Origin of the sequence: Steroidobacter flavus (genome assembly GCF_042651805.1) — a bacterium.
Classification (GTDB): domain Bacteria; phylum Pseudomonadota; class Gammaproteobacteria; order Steroidobacterales; family Steroidobacteraceae; genus Steroidobacter; species Steroidobacter flavus.
Map to the genome: position 1 here is coordinate 2,083,515 of NZ_JBHSDU010000015.1, position 15,234 is coordinate 2,098,748.

A 15,234-nucleotide genomic window follows, 5' to 3' on the forward strand; every position below is an offset into this window, starting at 1 on the left:
TCAAGCCGGAGTTTCAGCGAGCCTGCGCGCAGCCAGCTCGCGCAGTGGCGCCGTCTTCACCTTGTTCGAGGCGGTGAGCGACAGGTCCGACTCCTGCAAGAACAGCACACGACGCGGCACCTTGTAGCTCGACAAACGCTTCGACACGAATGCTCGCACCGACGCCTCATCGATAGCCGCGCCGGGATCAGCCACCACGCACGCGACTACCATTTCACCGAGCTTGTCGTGCGGCACGCCGACCGTTGCAGCCACCTTGACGCCGGGACACTCGGCCAACACGGCATCGATTTCGAGCGGCGACACGTTCGCGCCACCGGTCTTGATGATGTCGTTGAGCCGCCCCTGCCAGTGCAACCGACCTTGATCGTCGACGAAGCCGCCATCGCCGGTACGGAAGAACCCTTCCGCGTCGAATGTTTCTTCGGCGGGAACGCGCAGGTAGCCGAGCATGAGCGTCGGGCCCTTCACCGCAATCTCACCATTCTCATTCCGCCCCAGCACCTTGCCGCTCAGCGGATCGACGATGCGCACGGTGTTGCCGTCGAGCGGAAAGCCGTGATTGCCATCAGCGATGGCTGGATCCGTGCCGCTGAAGTGCGAAGTACAAACCGTCAGCGTCTCGGTGTTTCCATAGCACGCCATCGGCTCCTGCCAATTGGCCTTCACCGTGGGATGCGAACGCAGCGGCGAGGTCTCACCGACATATCGCAGAGAGCTCAGGTCCGTGTCGGCATACGTGGGATCGTCCGCCAGCCGCGCCCACTGATGAGGCCACGCGACTGGATAAGTCACGCGCTCGATCTGCATGAGCTTGAGCGCTTCGGTGGGATCGAAGTATCGCTGCAAGATCAGGCACCCGCCGGCCGACAACGTCGAGCCGATGGCCTGGGTGAAGTTGCCGGACCAGAAGAAGCCGTTCGCCGACCACGTGCGGACTTCGGAATCAACCGCCGTGACCCGACTCCATCGCCAGCATTGAATCGCAGCGGCTCGATGAGTGTGCAGCACCGCCTTGGGCTTCGCGGTGGACCCGGACGAGAAGAACACCATCGAACGATCCGTCGGCGCGACCTCGGCATCGAGCGCATTGACCACGGCGACTGACGCCCGCAAATCCCCGTGCACGAAATCCTTCCAGGACTCGATCGCGCCCTTCGTGATCGTCCCATCGATGCACACCGCCCGGCGCAGGAACGGCAGCCGCGTCGAGTGCGCGATGCCATCGCTCGTCGACAGCTCCGGGCACAATGCGATCAAATCAGCGCCAAAGTCACGACTCAGAATGGAACGCTCGAAGATCAGCAGCGAGACATCGCCAATGCGCAGTTGATATTCGAACTCCTCGCTCTTCGCGAACGTGCTCAAAGCGACACAAGTGCCACCGGCCAGCGCGATTCCGAACGCCGCACTCACCCACTCGGGGCGATTCGTCGCCAGCAAGCCGACGCGCGTCTCTTTGGTTACCCCACGAGCCACGAGCGCCTGAGCAATCGCAAACGCCTCGCTCCACAGCTGAGCATACGTGTACCGCACAACCGGTTGGCCGGCCGAGTGGAACACCATGACTTCCTTGTCGCCATTGCGACGACACACCTCACGGAAGAATCCTCCCAACGTCAGCGGGCCAAACGATGCATCGGCTAACGCGGGGCCGCGAACTGTAGAGTCGGTCATGATGCTGGCTTCTGCGCGTGCATGCGCGCCAGGACTGCGGGATCGACCGGTTCGACGCCCGGCTCCACCTGTGCGCCAAACGTCTTGAACACCATCGCCAGCAAATCGTAACAGCCGACACAAAAGACGATGTCCATCAGCTGCGTCGGCGTGAAGATCGCCGACAGTCGCGCATACGTCTCGTCGCTGATGCACGCGTCCGTGTGCAACTCATCGACGGCACGAACCAAGTCCGCATCGCCCGCATCCCAACCCGACGCATCCGGCCCTTGCTGAATGCGCTCGATCTCTTCATTGGTGAGACCGGCTCGCAATCCCAGCACGACGTGCTGAACGAACTCATACTCGGCGCGCCGCAGCCAGCTGATGCGCAGGATCAGAATCTCCCGAATGCGTCGGGACACACTGCTCGCACTCGCGACGTGATTGTTGAAAGTCAGAAACGCCTTGGCCAGTGCCGGATGTGAAAGGATCACCCCCAGTCCATGCATCCCGCGGGCACCGCCCTGCTTGTAGGTGGACAGCACGAAGTCCCGGCCGTGAGGAAACGCGCCCACCGCATCGAGCACGGTGGCATTCCAATCGGGCGGCAGAACCGGCGCGACACGAGGAGTCAACTGAGTTTGTTTCATAAGGGCCTGTGAACACTCATTGGATGGGCTGCGACGAGCTATTGCGGTTCAGGGCTAGGCGGGACGACCGCCGTGTACTCTGCAGTACATAAGGGAGGAGCAACGACGTCCTGAACCGCAATAGCTCGTCCCATATGAGGATATTTATTCATTGTATGGGTTGCGCCTCGAATCGCCTGCCGCTGCGTTACAAAGCTTGCCCATATCAACATATGGGCTGCGCTTTGCGCCTTGCTGCAGGCGATTGGAGGCGCAACGCAGCCCATCCAATGAGTGTTCACAGGCCCTTATCATTCCGCGGTCAGATACCGATCCAGCTCCTGATGCATGTTCAGGATCAACTTCTCCTGCTCCACCGCCAGCCAGGTCTGTCGCATGGCGCGCGAGTGCAATCCCTTCTGGATGCGAGGAATGTTGCCGAGATCCTGACGCGGGATGAGTCGCAGCTGCTCCGGATCGTGCAGATCGGTGACAGGATCGACCGACGGACGCGTCAGCTTGGCCGCCGCTGGATATGTTTTGGTTGAATAAATCTCGAACGTGCACAGGTCCGGATCGACCGGGTCCGGCAGCACGCGATAGATCATCGCGTTGCCCGCCTGCGGCAGGATCATCAGATTCGGAAAGATAAATACTTCGCCGCCCCACATGCCGAGAATTTCGGGCACAGGCTTGGGCATCGGCCGCTGTTCCATCGCAGCCTTCGTATAAAGCGCCTTCACATACTCGCCGCCGAGCGATGAGCCTTCCGGAATCGGCTTGCCGCGCAAAGACCGGAGCACTTCGACATCCTCCTTCAACACCATCGCGTCCATGCCATCGACCAGCAGCATCAACCGATTGGCCATGTCCTCCAGCGGATCGCCCTGCTGTTGCTGCTTGTTGATGTGACCGGCCATCGGCGTCTTCTTGCCGCCGTAGAAGCGACCGTGTCCGTGCGAATAGGTTTCATACGCGACGTAACTATGCGTGAACTCAGCCTGATCGCGCAGACCGCGCACCACTTCCGCTCCGCCCTTCTCCAGCTGCGGATGGGTCATCGGCACGTGGAACGCTTCGAAGAACGCTTCCTGCGCCACCTTCCAATTGGCCGGCACCGGAATCGACTTCCACCAGTAGTGGTGCATGTCCTTGATCGCGAGCCCTTCGACGATGTCCTTCACCGGCGCGATGAACTCTTCGAACGGCTGAGCGTTACGATCGAAGTTGATGAACACGAACCCGGCCCACACCGCGACCTTCACCTGCTTGAGCGCGACATCGCTGTTCTGCAGCTGACCGCCGCGAAACTCCTGGCGCTCCAGCACGAACTGGTTCTCACCCTGCAGGTTCCAGCGCCAGCCGTGGAACGGGCAAATGATCTGTGAGTGCTCGAGCTTGCCGCAGCCCTCGCCGAGCGCCGTGCCTCGATGCGGACAAACGTTGTGATACGCCTTCACGGTGGACTCGTCGGCGCGCACCAACAGCACCGACTGATCGCCGATGTTGTAGACGGTGAAGTCGCCCGTTTCCGGAAGCTCATCGAGTCGCGCGGCAGCCTGCCACGTGCGGCTCCACAACTTATCGAACTCCAGCTTCAGAAAGCCAGGATCGATGTAGCGACCGACGCTGATGCCGTGAGGCATGGTCCGCCAGCTCGGCGGCCACTCCGTGCTGCCGCTCGACGTCGATGGTTTGCTCAGCGGTGCGACACTCATTGTGCTTTCCCCGGTAGCCACTGCGAAGTGAGAGCGAACTCGGACAGATATTTGGTCGAGCTCCAGCCGCCGTCGACGACGATGGTCTGGCCGTTGATGAAACTGCCGCCTGGCGAGCACAGAAAGGCGATGGTGCTGGCGATGTCTTCGACCCGGCCGAGGCGCTGATGCGGCGTCATCTCCACATTGATCCGCTTGAACACCGGATCGTCGAGACGGCCTTCGGTCATCGGCGTCACCGTTACGCCCGGAGCCACAGCATTGCAACGAATGCCCTGCGCTCCGTACTGACAGGCGATGTGCATGGTCAGCGCAGTCAAGCCGCCTTTCGCCGCCGAATACGCGCCGCCTCGTCGGCCGCCGATCATGGCGAACGTCGATGTTACATTGATGATCGCCGAGCCCGGCTTCATGTGAGGCAACACGTCGCGCGCCAGACGAAACGGTGCACGCAGCATCAGCCCGAGAAAATAGTCGAGCGAGGCGTCATCGGTTTCGTGCAGAGGCTTGGGACTGCCGACGCCGGCGTTGTTGATCAGGAAGTCGATCTGTCCCCACCGAGCTAGCGCCATCTCGACGACTCGCTTGGGCGCATCGTCCTGCGTGAGATCCACCGCGAGCGTCGCGACGCGATCCGGTGCGTTGATCGCCTGGGCCAGTTGCTCCAGCTTCTTCTCGTCGCGCCCGACGCCGAGCACAGCCATGCCCATCTCGGCCAACTTCACTGCTGTACCAAAACCGATGCCGCTACTCGCACCTGTGACAATCGCCACTTGCATATCAATCGCTGACCTTCGTGTTCGCGACGCGTCGATCGGTGGCATCCAGCCCGCCGGCGATGGCTACCAACAGTTGCGCACGCTCTAAATAAAGTTGCGGATCAGGCTGAGCTCCGACCGGCGCGCCGCCGTGGATCTGAACATTCTTCGCCGCGTTCTCCAGCGCGGCCGAGCCGGCAACAAACAGCGCGCTGTCGACTTGTAACGCCGCGTCTTCTCGTTCTTCGTCGATCGCCACGGCCGCGAAGCTCACTTGATCGCGAGCACAGCGCGCGGCGATCGCCATGTTCGTGCAGTGCTGCCTGACTGTCTCGAAGCTGCCGACTCGCGCAACGCTCATATCGAGCGTCGCTTCGGCGATGCCTGCCAATGCGGCGGCATCGATGAGACGCAATCGAAGCTGCTGGGCTGAATCGAAACGCGCCAGGGGCTCACCCAAGTTGGTCGTGCTACGCAGATGCGCGAGCCACAGATGGTGATCGACGCTGGCGCTGGGATCTTTCAACTCGTACAGCGCGGCGAAATCGCGATCGCGCACCAGGACCAGATCGGCGAGCGGATCTTCGACAATGACGATGCGCTCGCCACGACGGTACGCGGCCGCGACTCGTCGCTCATTCAAGTCGATGCGAGCATGCAGTGCGCCGATGGTCGCGAGCAGCGCCGGTGCCGCCAACCGTCGTCCCAACCCGACGACGATCAACGCCTCCTCGGCGGCTCCGAAACCGCTGCCACATCGCGCTCCACTGACGCCCATCCCGACCATGCCGATGTCCTCGAGGCTCGCGACGAGCGCCAACACATCGGCGCCGGGGTGATAGCGGGACTCAGCCTCCACAGATCTGCCTCGCCATGAGATGGCGTGAAGCTATCGTGCGAGGCCCGGGGTGTATTGATCAGTCAGGACGGGGCTTTGACACCGCACGACAGCCCGCGATATCAACGGGTTGCCACGTCGGATACGGCCCGAGGCCGGCCACCAGCCAGCCGCTGAGCAGCCCGATGGGAATGCCCGCGAGCAGCAGCACGGTGTAGTTACCAAAGTGATCGTACAGCGCGCCCGCCACGATGGGCCCGACGCCGGTCGCGAGCGCCATCAGGCCGGCCATGATGCCGAAGATCTTGCCAAAGTGACGCAAGCCGCCGTAACGCGTCGTGAGATACGTGCAGATTTGCAGATACGCGCCCGCGGAGTAGCCGAAGATCATCATCGACGCGACGATGAGCGTCGGTGTGCGAATCGGATCCAGCAATAGCAAACATGCGAGCGCAGGCAGCGACAGGCAGATGCCGCCGATCCATCCGCTCTGCCATCGGTCCATCATCCAGCCGGTGAGCAGCTTGCCTGTGATACCCGCGATTCCCGCCGATGCCGCGATCTGCGCGGCGACTTCACGCGTCAGGCCGGTCTGCGTGAGGATCGGGACCTTGTGCACAGTCACTGCGACGCCGAGGAACGATGTGATGAACAACGCGGCGGCGATTCTCAGCAGGGCCGGGTCGCGTATGCCTTCGGCCAATGTGAGACCGCTGAGTGCGGCTCGATTGTTTGATGCGGACGGAGTGCGGCGTTCGTGATCGCGCGCGTCGAAGAAGAACGGTAGCAGCAGAATGAGCACGACACTGCCCCATCCGAGCCCCATCCACAGAAACGCCTGCCGCCAACCGTAACCATCGATGAGCCACTGCGCGATCAGCGGCGTGATCGTTTGCGAAATGGCCGCGCCACTGAGTACGACGGCTAGTGCCAATGCACGGCTCGATTGAAATACGCTTGAGACGGCGGCGGTCCACACCGTCGTCTTGATGGCGATAGCAACGATGGCATAGCACACCCACAGCACATACCACTGCGTGAGCGACCCCGTCGCCAGGCTGAAGCCGGCGAATGCGATTGCACTGAGGATGATTCCCGGAATGCCCAGCCGCCGCGATCCCCAGCGGTCGATCAATGCGCCGGCGAACGGGGACAAAGGCACGGCGAATAGCGCGACGATGGAGAGGCCCAGCGACATTTGCGCGCGGGTCCAGCCGAATTCGTGGCTGAGCGGTTCCATGAACAAGCCCATGGAGTAGACCGCGACCGTCGCGAACGAGAGCCCGGCCATGGCGGCAATGACCATTGGCCAATGCTCGCGCCACTCGGACAGCGCAGAACTGTCCGCAGCCGCCGCCGAAGGCGGCGAGGCTGCACGCACGGCGGCGTCGGGCTCCTTACTCATCCGAGCTGCGTAACGACCTGTGACAACTCCGCCGTCGTTCGAATTCCTGGCAGAGCCTCACACACAACCGGCACCGCGTTCACCGCGCGATGCGCAGTCAAACCCGGCGTCATCTGCGCGTACTTCTCGATCGCGATCGGATAGCGAATCGACACATCCAGCGGCACATCCCCTTCCACCACCACATGCCACCCGCTCTCGCGCAGATCCCAAGACTCCTCGATATCTCGGCTGCAGTACCAATTCAGCCGCATGCGCATCAACGCACGCCCCTGCCTCATCCCCGACACCGTGATTCTCAGCGCACCGACCGTTCCCTTCTCAATCACGCCCGCCGCGATACGCGTCGAATTCCGCACCGTCGCGCACTCACCCTCGATCTCCACACTATCGAGCGGCATCGCAATCGCATTGGCCAGCGCGCGAAACGAATTCGCGAATCCGACTTTCACTTCAGCAAGGATGTGCTGGTTGAGCACGGCGGGCGGCTGCCCGAAGCCCATGACCTTGAACAACATATCCGGCGAGTTGCGACTCGACACATCAGCAAACTCGTTGATGGTCAATCCATCGAGCCTCCGCTGCAGCGACAACAACACAATCGGCAGCGCCTCGGTAATGAATCCCGGGCTGCTACCCGTGCTGTGCAAGGACGTACCACCAATCTTGCAAGCCTCTTCAAGCCGCTGCCTGACACCCAAGTCGAGCGTGAGCGGATCATGAAACTCCACCCGCGTAGTGACCACATTCGCCCCAGAGGCCAGCAATCGACAAAGATCATCGATGTTGGCGCCCTGCTGCATGTAGAGCACGCAGTCCGGCTTGAGCGCAAGAACGTCATCGATAGAGTTCGTGGCCTTGACGCCGACCGGCGCGAGCCCGCACAGCTCGCCCGCGTCGCGACCCGCCTTTTCCTTGGAATGAACATACAGCCCGACGAGCCGCATGTTCGGATGCTCGATCACCGATCGCAGCGAGCGCGTCCCGATGTTACCGGTGGCCCACTGCACGACTTTGTAGGGCGCTGTTCTCATAATCCCTCTCAGCACCTCAAATTTCAGATCAGAACATCAGTCTCGCAACAGCACTCGCCTGCCCGCCGCGCCCGCCCAATTCGGACAACAGCGCTTTCAGTCGATAGGTCCACAAATGCAATGAATGCTCGAGCGTCATGCCCATGGCCCCGAGCATCTGATGAACCTCATACACAATGCGTGTCGCGCTCTCTTGCGCGTGCGAAGCCGCCAACGCCGCATCACCGTCATCGCCTGTGCCGGCCGCTTTAAGCATGAGCCACCGAACACCGCCTGCCATCACAGCGCACTCCGCCATTCGATGTCTCAGCGCCTGGAACGAGCCCAGCGGACGACCGAACTGTTTGCGCAACGTGAGATGCTCGACCGTCGAATCGATGGATGCTTTCAACAAACCACTCATCTCCGCGGCAAGCGCGACCCGCAACCACTTCCGAGCCGCATACGCATCCGCATCCGACAGACGCTCCAGATCGATGGTTCGTTTCAGCCGTCCCATGGGATAAGCAAACAACGATTCCACCGGCTCAACGTCATCGGCCGAAGGCCGAGCGACACTGATCCGCTCGCCTTCAATCACCAGCAACGTCTTGGCCGTAGTAACAAAGCGCCCCGGCCGACCGTTCTCAATCACCGCCAACGGACGCGGCAAGTCACCAGGAAGATGCGGCCGCACGAGCATTGACAGCGCGATCTCCGCCGTAAACGGCAGGCGCGCGAGCCGTTCCACCGCCATGGCAGCGGTCAGCGGCCCGAACTCGGGCACCTGCGCGATATCGAAGTACTCGCCCTGCTGCAGCTCGCTGTCGAGCTCATCGCCCACCAGCGCGAAGCCATGAAACTCGGTGGGCTTCTGCTGGAACTGCAGCGCCAGTTTGTCGACCGCTTCGACCAGCGATTCCTGATCGGATGTGAGTCGGAAATCCATCAGCGCGGTTCCTTGGGCAAACCGAGAAAATCGCTGGCAATCAAATTCAACTGAATCTCCGCAGCCCCGGACGCAATGCCCGCCACGATGGCGCGCTGATGATGAGAGAGCAGCAGCTGATCCGCGCCGGCCAGCGCTTCGGGCACATGCTCGACAACGAAATCGCCGACCAATCGTTCGGCCAGCACCGTTGCATACCGAGCCACGCTCGCTTCGGGCCCGACCGTGATCCCATGTCGTCTCTGATCGACGATGCTGTAACTGTAGAGACGCGCAGATTCGCATGCCGCTCGCGCACGTGCCGCCTGCTCGACCGCGCCAACACCGAACCGCCCCGCTTGCTTCAACTTATCGACCGCGCGATGGAGCATGCGTGTGGCCAACGCGAAGCGAGGAATGCCGACGCGCTCGAGCGACAGCGCCGTGCGAACGACCTCCCAACCTTTGCCCTCTTCGCCGAGCATCGAAGTGGCCGGCACGGTCGCGTCATCGAAGAACACTTCGTGAATGTCTCCCTCGCCGATCACGCTCGGAATCTGTCGCACCGTGATGCCCGGCGTATCCATAGGCAGGAGGAAAATGGAAATGCCATTGCGGCCCGGCGATGTTCGCGCGAGCAGGAAGCACGTATCCGCGTGGCCTGCGTACGACGTCCAGATCTTCTGGCCGTTGATTCGATACGTCGAGCCGTCCTTCTCCGCGCGAGTCCGCAATGACGCGAGATCCGAGCCCGCTTCCGGCTCCGAAAATCCCTGGCACCACAGCGTCTGACCCTGAGCCATCGGCGGGATGTAACGCTGTTGCTGCTCCTCGGAACCGAAGCGCATCAATGTCGGGCCGATCCAGTTCACATTCATGTACTGGCCGCCTCGCGGCTCGCCCGCCTCCCACATTTCTTCGGCCAGAATGAACGCCGTCCACGGATCGGCCTCGCGCCCGCCCCAGCGCTTCGGCCAATGCGGAACCAGCAGGCCTGCGGCCGCCAACTCGCCACAGAACTTCTTGGAGAACGTGCTCTGCCAGTCGGTGCCAGGACCGTGCGCCAACGACTCCCAATCGCCAGGCAGGTGGGCCGCAAGAAATTCGCGAACAGTCGCGCGGAAAGCACGCTGCTCATCGTCCCAGGAGAAGTCCATCCCGTCTCGAGCTCGTCACGGTTGATGATCGGCCACGTTACCCGCTGGCCGCGCGCAATATCTTGACTCCACACGGCAACGCGCTCACCCAGAACGACAAAATCGCCCGTCGCGCTCCAGCGTCGCATTGTCCGGGCGCGGGCGCGTGGCTATGCTCAGTCGAGATTGCCGAACAGGGGCGGACAGTCGTGGACAGAAAGCTCGACGCTGCAATGGATGCCGAATTTCCCGACACCGGGACCGCCATGGTGCGCGTCGACGCGCTCCGCAAATTCGTCGACGTTGTGCTCAAGCTCGGCGGCGATCCCAAGAGTCTGCTGGCGAAAGTCCAGATCGACCCTGCCATCCTGAATCACCGCCACGCGGTGATGCCCTACCGCTCGCTGGTCCTGATCCTCGAACACGCGGCTGCGGAGTTGCGCTGTCCTGACTTCGGCATGCGCCTCGCTACCACCCAGGGTGGTATCAAAGTGCTCGGCCCGCTGGAGTTCGCCATGCGCAACTCGCGAACCTTGCGCGAAGCGTTTCGCTACTGCGCCGAGCACGTGCACGTTTACAGCACCGCCTCTCAGATGCGAATCCGGCGGGACCTGGTGCCTGATTCGCTGTTCTTCCAACTCGAGATCTCGCTCCCTCGCCTGCCCCAGCATCCACAAAGCGTCGAGCGGGCTTTGCTGTTGGTTCAGGACATTGCTGCCGAGATCACACAGGGTCGTGTGCGGCCTCGTGAGGTTTGGATGGCGCATCAGCCGCTGTCTTCGGTCGCGAAGTATCGAGAGTACTTCGGGGCGGATGTGCGGTTTGGTCAGGCGGCGGATGGGCTCGTGTTCACTGAGTCTGACCTCGACGTTGAGATTCCGAATCCTGATGCGCAGATTTACGCGCTCAGTACGGATTTTATCGAGCAGCGGTTTCCTTCCGCTGATGCTGTGCTGGAGCCGCGGGTACGGACCATTGTCGAACGTTTACTTGCCGAGGGTGATTGCACGCACGCTGGCGTTGCGACGCTGCTTGGAATGCATCCGCGTACGCTTCAACGTCGGTTGAGGTTGGAGGGTTCGTCTGTTGAATCGATTAAGGATCGGGTGCGCAGGGAGCTGGCCCTTCGACACTTGAAGCAGTCGACGATGCCGCTGAGTCGGATTGCAAAGTTGCTCGGGTACTCGGAGACGTCGGCACTGTCGCGCAGCTGTTATCGCTGGTTTGGAGTGTCGCCTCGGCAGATTCGCTCGGGCGCCCTGCCCAACGGCGGTGGTGACGAGCAGACGAAAGAGAGCGCGTAAGAGGTCAGCGGCTCAATTCCGCCCGCAGTTCCCGAGGAGAGGCGCAGAACCAACGCAAGCAGCTGCGCGAAAGGACAGAGGTTTCTGAGTAGCCAAGGATCTCAGTCACGCGCACAAGAGAAACATCGGGCTGCTGCAAGTAACGAAGCGCCACATCCCGCCGTACCGAATCTTTGATGGACTCAAACGACTCGCCCTCTTCACGCAACCGCCGTTGAAGAGTCCGAGGATGCAAGCCGAGCGCCGACGCCACGTGTTCCTGCGTGCAATTCCCCTCGACCAGCGACCTGGCGATATTGATCCGAACGCGAGTTCGAAGCGGCATCGAAGAACTCGGAAACCGATGATCGATGAAACTCGTGGCCATCTCATACAGCTGTGGATCCGAATCCGGCAGCGGCATATTGAAATCCCGCTCGTCGAACACCAGCCCATTCATGCTCTGCCCAAACCGCACCGTCGCATTGAAGTGCGCTCGATACGTCGCGAGCGGCGCCAGCGGCTCGTGGGTGAACCAAACCTCTCGTGCACGAGCATGACCCCGGCTCGTCGCATGAATCCCATGCTGAGTCAGCGCCAACGCCTGCTCGATGGACTGCCGCTGATGCGCGCCGCCCACCAGCAGCGCCTCGAACAACATGAAAATCCGGGAATCGTCCGTCAGCTTTTCGAAGCAAATCTGCGCCGCGCTGCTGTACGCATGAATATGCTCAGCGCAATATCGATACGCATGCCCGAGCGTCGGCGAATTGCGCATCGCCACCTCGAGCGGACCGAGCACCTTCGTCGCGCCCTGCGCCGCCTGAACCGCTGCGAGCCGCATGCCGAAGTCCGGGCACGCCAGCTGAGTCGCGGCCGCCTCGAACAACTCGATCATTTGTCGGTATTGAATTTCGGCGTCGCCTTGCTCGAGCAACGACGGGTCGATGCCGACCTGTGCGAACAGCGTCGCCGCATCGCCGCCCAGGCTGCTCACGACTTCTCTGAAGCCGCGTAACGCGCCAACGCGCACCATGGCGGTGCCATGAATCAACGCGCGCAGAGAGTCCATCTCACGCGCACTCTTCCCCCGCTTCATCATGCAAACCTCTCGTGGGTTTGATCTGGACCGCGGCATGCCGCGAGACTCTCAGGTTAGCACCGCCACCGAACCCCATTCTTGACTCCGGACGACACGAAAACCGACCGCAACGACGTGTTGAAACTGCGGAAAAACGCGGGAAAGATAGGTTTTTTCGCCGCACCCTCATTGCACCTATCGAATCCCATGTCGCCACAAATCGGACGCTACACGACCTCGCAACCCGCTCGCGCCGCCGGCGGTTGGACGTTGCAACGACTCACGCCGCCGAGCCGACTGTTCGGTGCCAATGGACTGCGCACGGGGCCCGATGGGCGCATCTACGTTGCGCAGGTATCCGGAAGTCAGATCACTGCGATCGATGTCGCCACGGGCGCCATGGAAGCGATCAGCCCCAAAGGCGGCGACATCGTCGCGCCAGACGATCTGGTGTTCGATCCGGCGGGCAATCTGTACGCCACCGAAATCACCGAAGGTCGGGTCAGCATGCGCTCGCCCAATGGCACGACGCGCGTCATCGCCGGCGACATGCCGGTCGCGAATCCCATTACCTTCCACAACGGTCGCCTCATCGCCGGCGAGTGTCGCGTCGGTGGCCGCATCATGGAGCTCGATCTGAACGGCGGCGCGCCGCGCGTGATTCTCGACAACGTGCCGATGCCCAACGCGTTCGACGTGGGCCCGGACGGCAAGCTGTACATCCCCGTGATGGGCACGAATGAAATCTGGCGCGTCGGCCTCGACGGCGGCGCGTTTGAAATCGTCGCGCGCGATCTTGGCGTGCCCGACTCGGTGAAGTTCGACTCGCAGGGACAAATCGTTTCAACGCAAGTTCACAGCGGCCAGGTGCTACGCGTCGATCCGCGCACCAGCGATAAGACGGTCCTGGCGAGTCTCACGCCCGGCCTCGACAACGTTACTTTCGTCGGCAAGCGCACGTTTGTTTCCAACATCTCCGGCTACGTCACCGAGATTCTTGACGGCGGCCAAACGCGCGACCTCGTGCCCGATGGCTTCAACTGGCCGCTCGGGCTCGCAGTGGATGCCGATGGCTCGGTGTACGTCGCCGATGGCCCGTTCTCTTACACGCTTCGCCCGGGCCAGCCGCGACAGCAGGTCGGCTTCCTGTTCACGCCGGGATATCCCGGCTACTCGCGCGGCGTGGCTGCAGCCGGCCCCGGCGAGTTCGTCGTCACCACCGCGAATGGCGAGGTCGCGCGCCATTGGCCCGCGAAACATGAGAACCAAATACTCGCCAGCGGCTTCGATCAGCTCTACGGTGTGGCGATCGCGCCCAAAGGTGCAGTGATTTTTGTCGAGCAAGGCACGGGGCGCGTGCTCTCGGTGCAATCCGGTAACGTTGAAACACTCGCGACGGGATTGAAACTCCCATCCGGCGTAGCCGTCAGTAACGACGGCACATGCTTCGTCACGGAATCCGCAGGCGGTCGCGTCGTGAAGGTGTCCGCTGGTCGCGCCGTGACCGTACTCGACGATCTGCGCCAGCCGCAAGGCATCCTGGCGCGCGGCGACTCGCTCTACATCGTTGATGCCGGTCTCAAAGAATTGATCGAATACAACCTCGCCACGGGCAATCGTCGCACGCTCGCCTACGATCTGCCCGTCGGCCCTCCGCATGGAGTCACGCCGAAGGTGCTCAAAGCAGTCGGCACGTTGTCGGGGCCGATGGGCCCGTTCGCCGGCATCGCCGCCGGCGCGGATGGCACGTTGTATATTTCGGCGGACGCTGAAGGCAGCGTGCTGGCGCTGCGCCCGGCCTGATTATTTCGCGCCCTTGGCCATCCCGAAGCTGTAACGAATGTGATCGAGATGGCCGGCGGGCACCGGCGGAAATACTAACGGCGCATCGGTGCTACGGATGGCATCGATGTTGTCGGCGACTTGTTCGATCGTCCAGGTCGGGCGATACACACCGGGCGATTCGGCGACATAAGCTCGTGCGGCGCGGCCCGCCATCGAGCTGAGGATCTCGCCGGTGATGGAACACGATTCGTGCGACAGCCAACCCACGACAGGCGCGACCATCTCCGGCTCCATCGGCGGATACGCGCTCGTATCCAAGCCTTCAGCCATGCGCGTCACGGCGCCTGGCAAAATCACATTGCACTTCACGCCTTCATCCGCGCCTTCCAATGCAGCGACATTCGACAGCCCGATGATGCCGGCCTTGGCCACGCAGTAGTTCACGACGTTCTTGTTGCCGTACAGACCGTTGATCGACGACGTAAGCACGATGCGGCCGTAGCCAGCCTTGCACATCAACGGAAACGCGGGCCGGACGACGTGAAATGCGCCGCGTAGATGAACGTCGAGCACCTGCTCAAAATCGTCGTAGGTGATTTCTTTGAGCGACGCGCGACGAACGATGCCCGCGTTGTGAATGAGGATATCGATGCGACCGAAGTGATCCAGCGCCGTACCGATGATGGCTTTACCGCCCTCGACCGTCGCCACCGAGTTCGTGCACGCGACTGCCTCGCCGCCAGCGGCCCGGATTTCCTGGACGACCTGCTGTGCCGGACCGCCGTCGACGCCATCGCCCTTCAGACTGGCGCCCGGATCGTTGACGACGACCTTCGCGCCTCGCGCGGCGAGCAGCAACGCGTAAGCGCGGCCCAGGCCTCTACCGGCGCCCGTGATGACAGCGACGCGATCGTCGAATCGGAGTTCTGACATGGAGAGATCCCCGCAACTAGGGCCTTATGTCGATAAGGGCAAGCTTTGTAACGCCGCTCAGGCGATTC

General features: G+C 62.1%; 13 protein-coding genes. 2 read left to right on the plus strand and 11 right to left on the minus strand.

Features of this window, described 5'->3' with window-relative positions; genetic code table 11:
• From ACFPN2_RS36015 to ACFPN2_RS36055, 9 genes are all read right to left on the minus strand, one after another.
• Complete coding sequence (locus ACFPN2_RS36015; protein ID WP_380605780.1) at nt 1-1,677, minus strand: class I adenylate-forming enzyme family protein; 1,677 nt, start codon at nt 1,675-1,677, stop codon at nt 1-3.
• Nucleotides 1,674-2,309 carry a carboxymuconolactone decarboxylase family protein gene (locus tag ACFPN2_RS36020; protein WP_380605782.1) on the minus strand — a complete coding sequence of 212 codons (636 nt, stop codon included), beginning with the start codon at nt 2,307-2,309 and terminating at the stop codon, nt 1,674-1,676. Before ACFPN2_RS36020 ends, ACFPN2_RS36015 begins: the two co-directional genes overlap by 4 nt.
• A 290-nt stretch (nt 2,310-2,599) precedes the next feature.
• Nucleotides 2,600-4,006 carry an aromatic ring-hydroxylating oxygenase subunit alpha gene (locus ACFPN2_RS36025; protein ID WP_380605784.1) on the minus strand — a complete coding sequence of 469 codons (1,407 nt, stop codon included), beginning with the start codon at nt 4,004-4,006 and terminating at the stop codon, nt 2,600-2,602.
• Entirely contained in the window at nt 4,003-4,785 is a 783-nt protein-coding gene (locus tag ACFPN2_RS36030) for an SDR family NAD(P)-dependent oxidoreductase (RefSeq protein ID WP_380605785.1), read from the minus strand. The genes ACFPN2_RS36025 and ACFPN2_RS36030 overlap by 4 nt, the downstream gene beginning before the upstream one ends.
• Before the next feature lies 1 nt (nt 4,786).
• Nucleotides 4,787-5,623 (minus strand): acyl-CoA dehydrogenase family protein, encoded by an 837-nt coding sequence (locus ACFPN2_RS36035; RefSeq protein WP_380605787.1) that lies wholly within the window; start codon nt 5,621-5,623, stop codon nt 4,787-4,789.
• A gap of 58 nt (nt 5,624-5,681) precedes the next feature.
• Nucleotides 5,682-7,007, minus strand: coding sequence for an MFS transporter (locus ACFPN2_RS36040; protein ID WP_380605789.1), 1,326 nt, complete (start codon nt 7,005-7,007; stop codon nt 5,682-5,684).
• Nucleotides 7,004-8,041 carry an NAD(P)H-dependent amine dehydrogenase family protein gene (locus ACFPN2_RS36045; RefSeq protein ID WP_380605791.1) on the minus strand — a complete coding sequence of 346 codons (1,038 nt, stop codon included), beginning with the start codon at nt 8,039-8,041 and terminating at the stop codon, nt 7,004-7,006. The genes ACFPN2_RS36040 and ACFPN2_RS36045 overlap by 4 nt, the downstream gene beginning before the upstream one ends.
• 28 nt (nt 8,042-8,069) lie before the next feature.
• Nucleotides 8,070-8,969, minus strand: a complete 900-nt coding sequence (locus tag ACFPN2_RS36050) for an acyl-CoA dehydrogenase family protein (RefSeq protein ID WP_380605793.1) — start codon at nt 8,967-8,969, stop codon at nt 8,070-8,072.
• Nucleotides 8,969-10,105, minus strand: a complete 1,137-nt coding sequence (locus ACFPN2_RS36055; protein ID WP_380605795.1) for an acyl-CoA dehydrogenase family protein — start codon at nt 10,103-10,105, stop codon at nt 8,969-8,971. Before ACFPN2_RS36055 ends, ACFPN2_RS36050 begins: the two co-directional genes overlap by 1 nt.
• A 188-nt stretch (nt 10,106-10,293) precedes the next feature.
• On the opposite strand from ACFPN2_RS36055, the gene ACFPN2_RS36060 reads away from it, so the two are divergent.
• Nucleotides 10,294-11,388 carry an AraC family transcriptional regulator gene (locus ACFPN2_RS36060; RefSeq protein ID WP_380605797.1) on the plus strand — a complete coding sequence of 365 codons (1,095 nt, stop codon included), beginning with the start codon at nt 10,294-10,296 and terminating at the stop codon, nt 11,386-11,388.
• 4 nt (nt 11,389-11,392) lie between these two features.
• Here ACFPN2_RS36060 and ACFPN2_RS36065 read toward each other — a convergent pair whose 3' ends face one another.
• The gene (locus ACFPN2_RS36065; protein ID WP_380605798.1) at nt 11,393-12,469 is read right to left on the minus strand and encodes an AraC family transcriptional regulator; all 1,077 of its coding nucleotides are present in this window, start codon (nt 12,467-12,469) and stop codon (nt 11,393-11,395) included.
• A 186-nt stretch (nt 12,470-12,655) separates the two neighbouring features.
• On the opposite strand from ACFPN2_RS36065, the gene ACFPN2_RS36070 reads away from it, so the two are divergent.
• Nucleotides 12,656-14,251 carry an SMP-30/gluconolactonase/LRE family protein gene (locus ACFPN2_RS36070; protein ID WP_380605799.1) on the plus strand — a complete coding sequence of 532 codons (1,596 nt, stop codon included), beginning with the start codon at nt 12,656-12,658 and terminating at the stop codon, nt 14,249-14,251.
• Here the strand turns inward: ACFPN2_RS36070 and ACFPN2_RS36075 are convergent, their stop codons facing one another.
• Complete coding sequence (locus tag ACFPN2_RS36075) at nt 14,252-15,166, minus strand: SDR family NAD(P)-dependent oxidoreductase (RefSeq protein ID WP_380605801.1); 915 nt, start codon at nt 15,164-15,166, stop codon at nt 14,252-14,254. It abuts the gene before it with no gap.
• Nucleotides 15,167-15,234 lie beyond the last annotated feature (68 nt).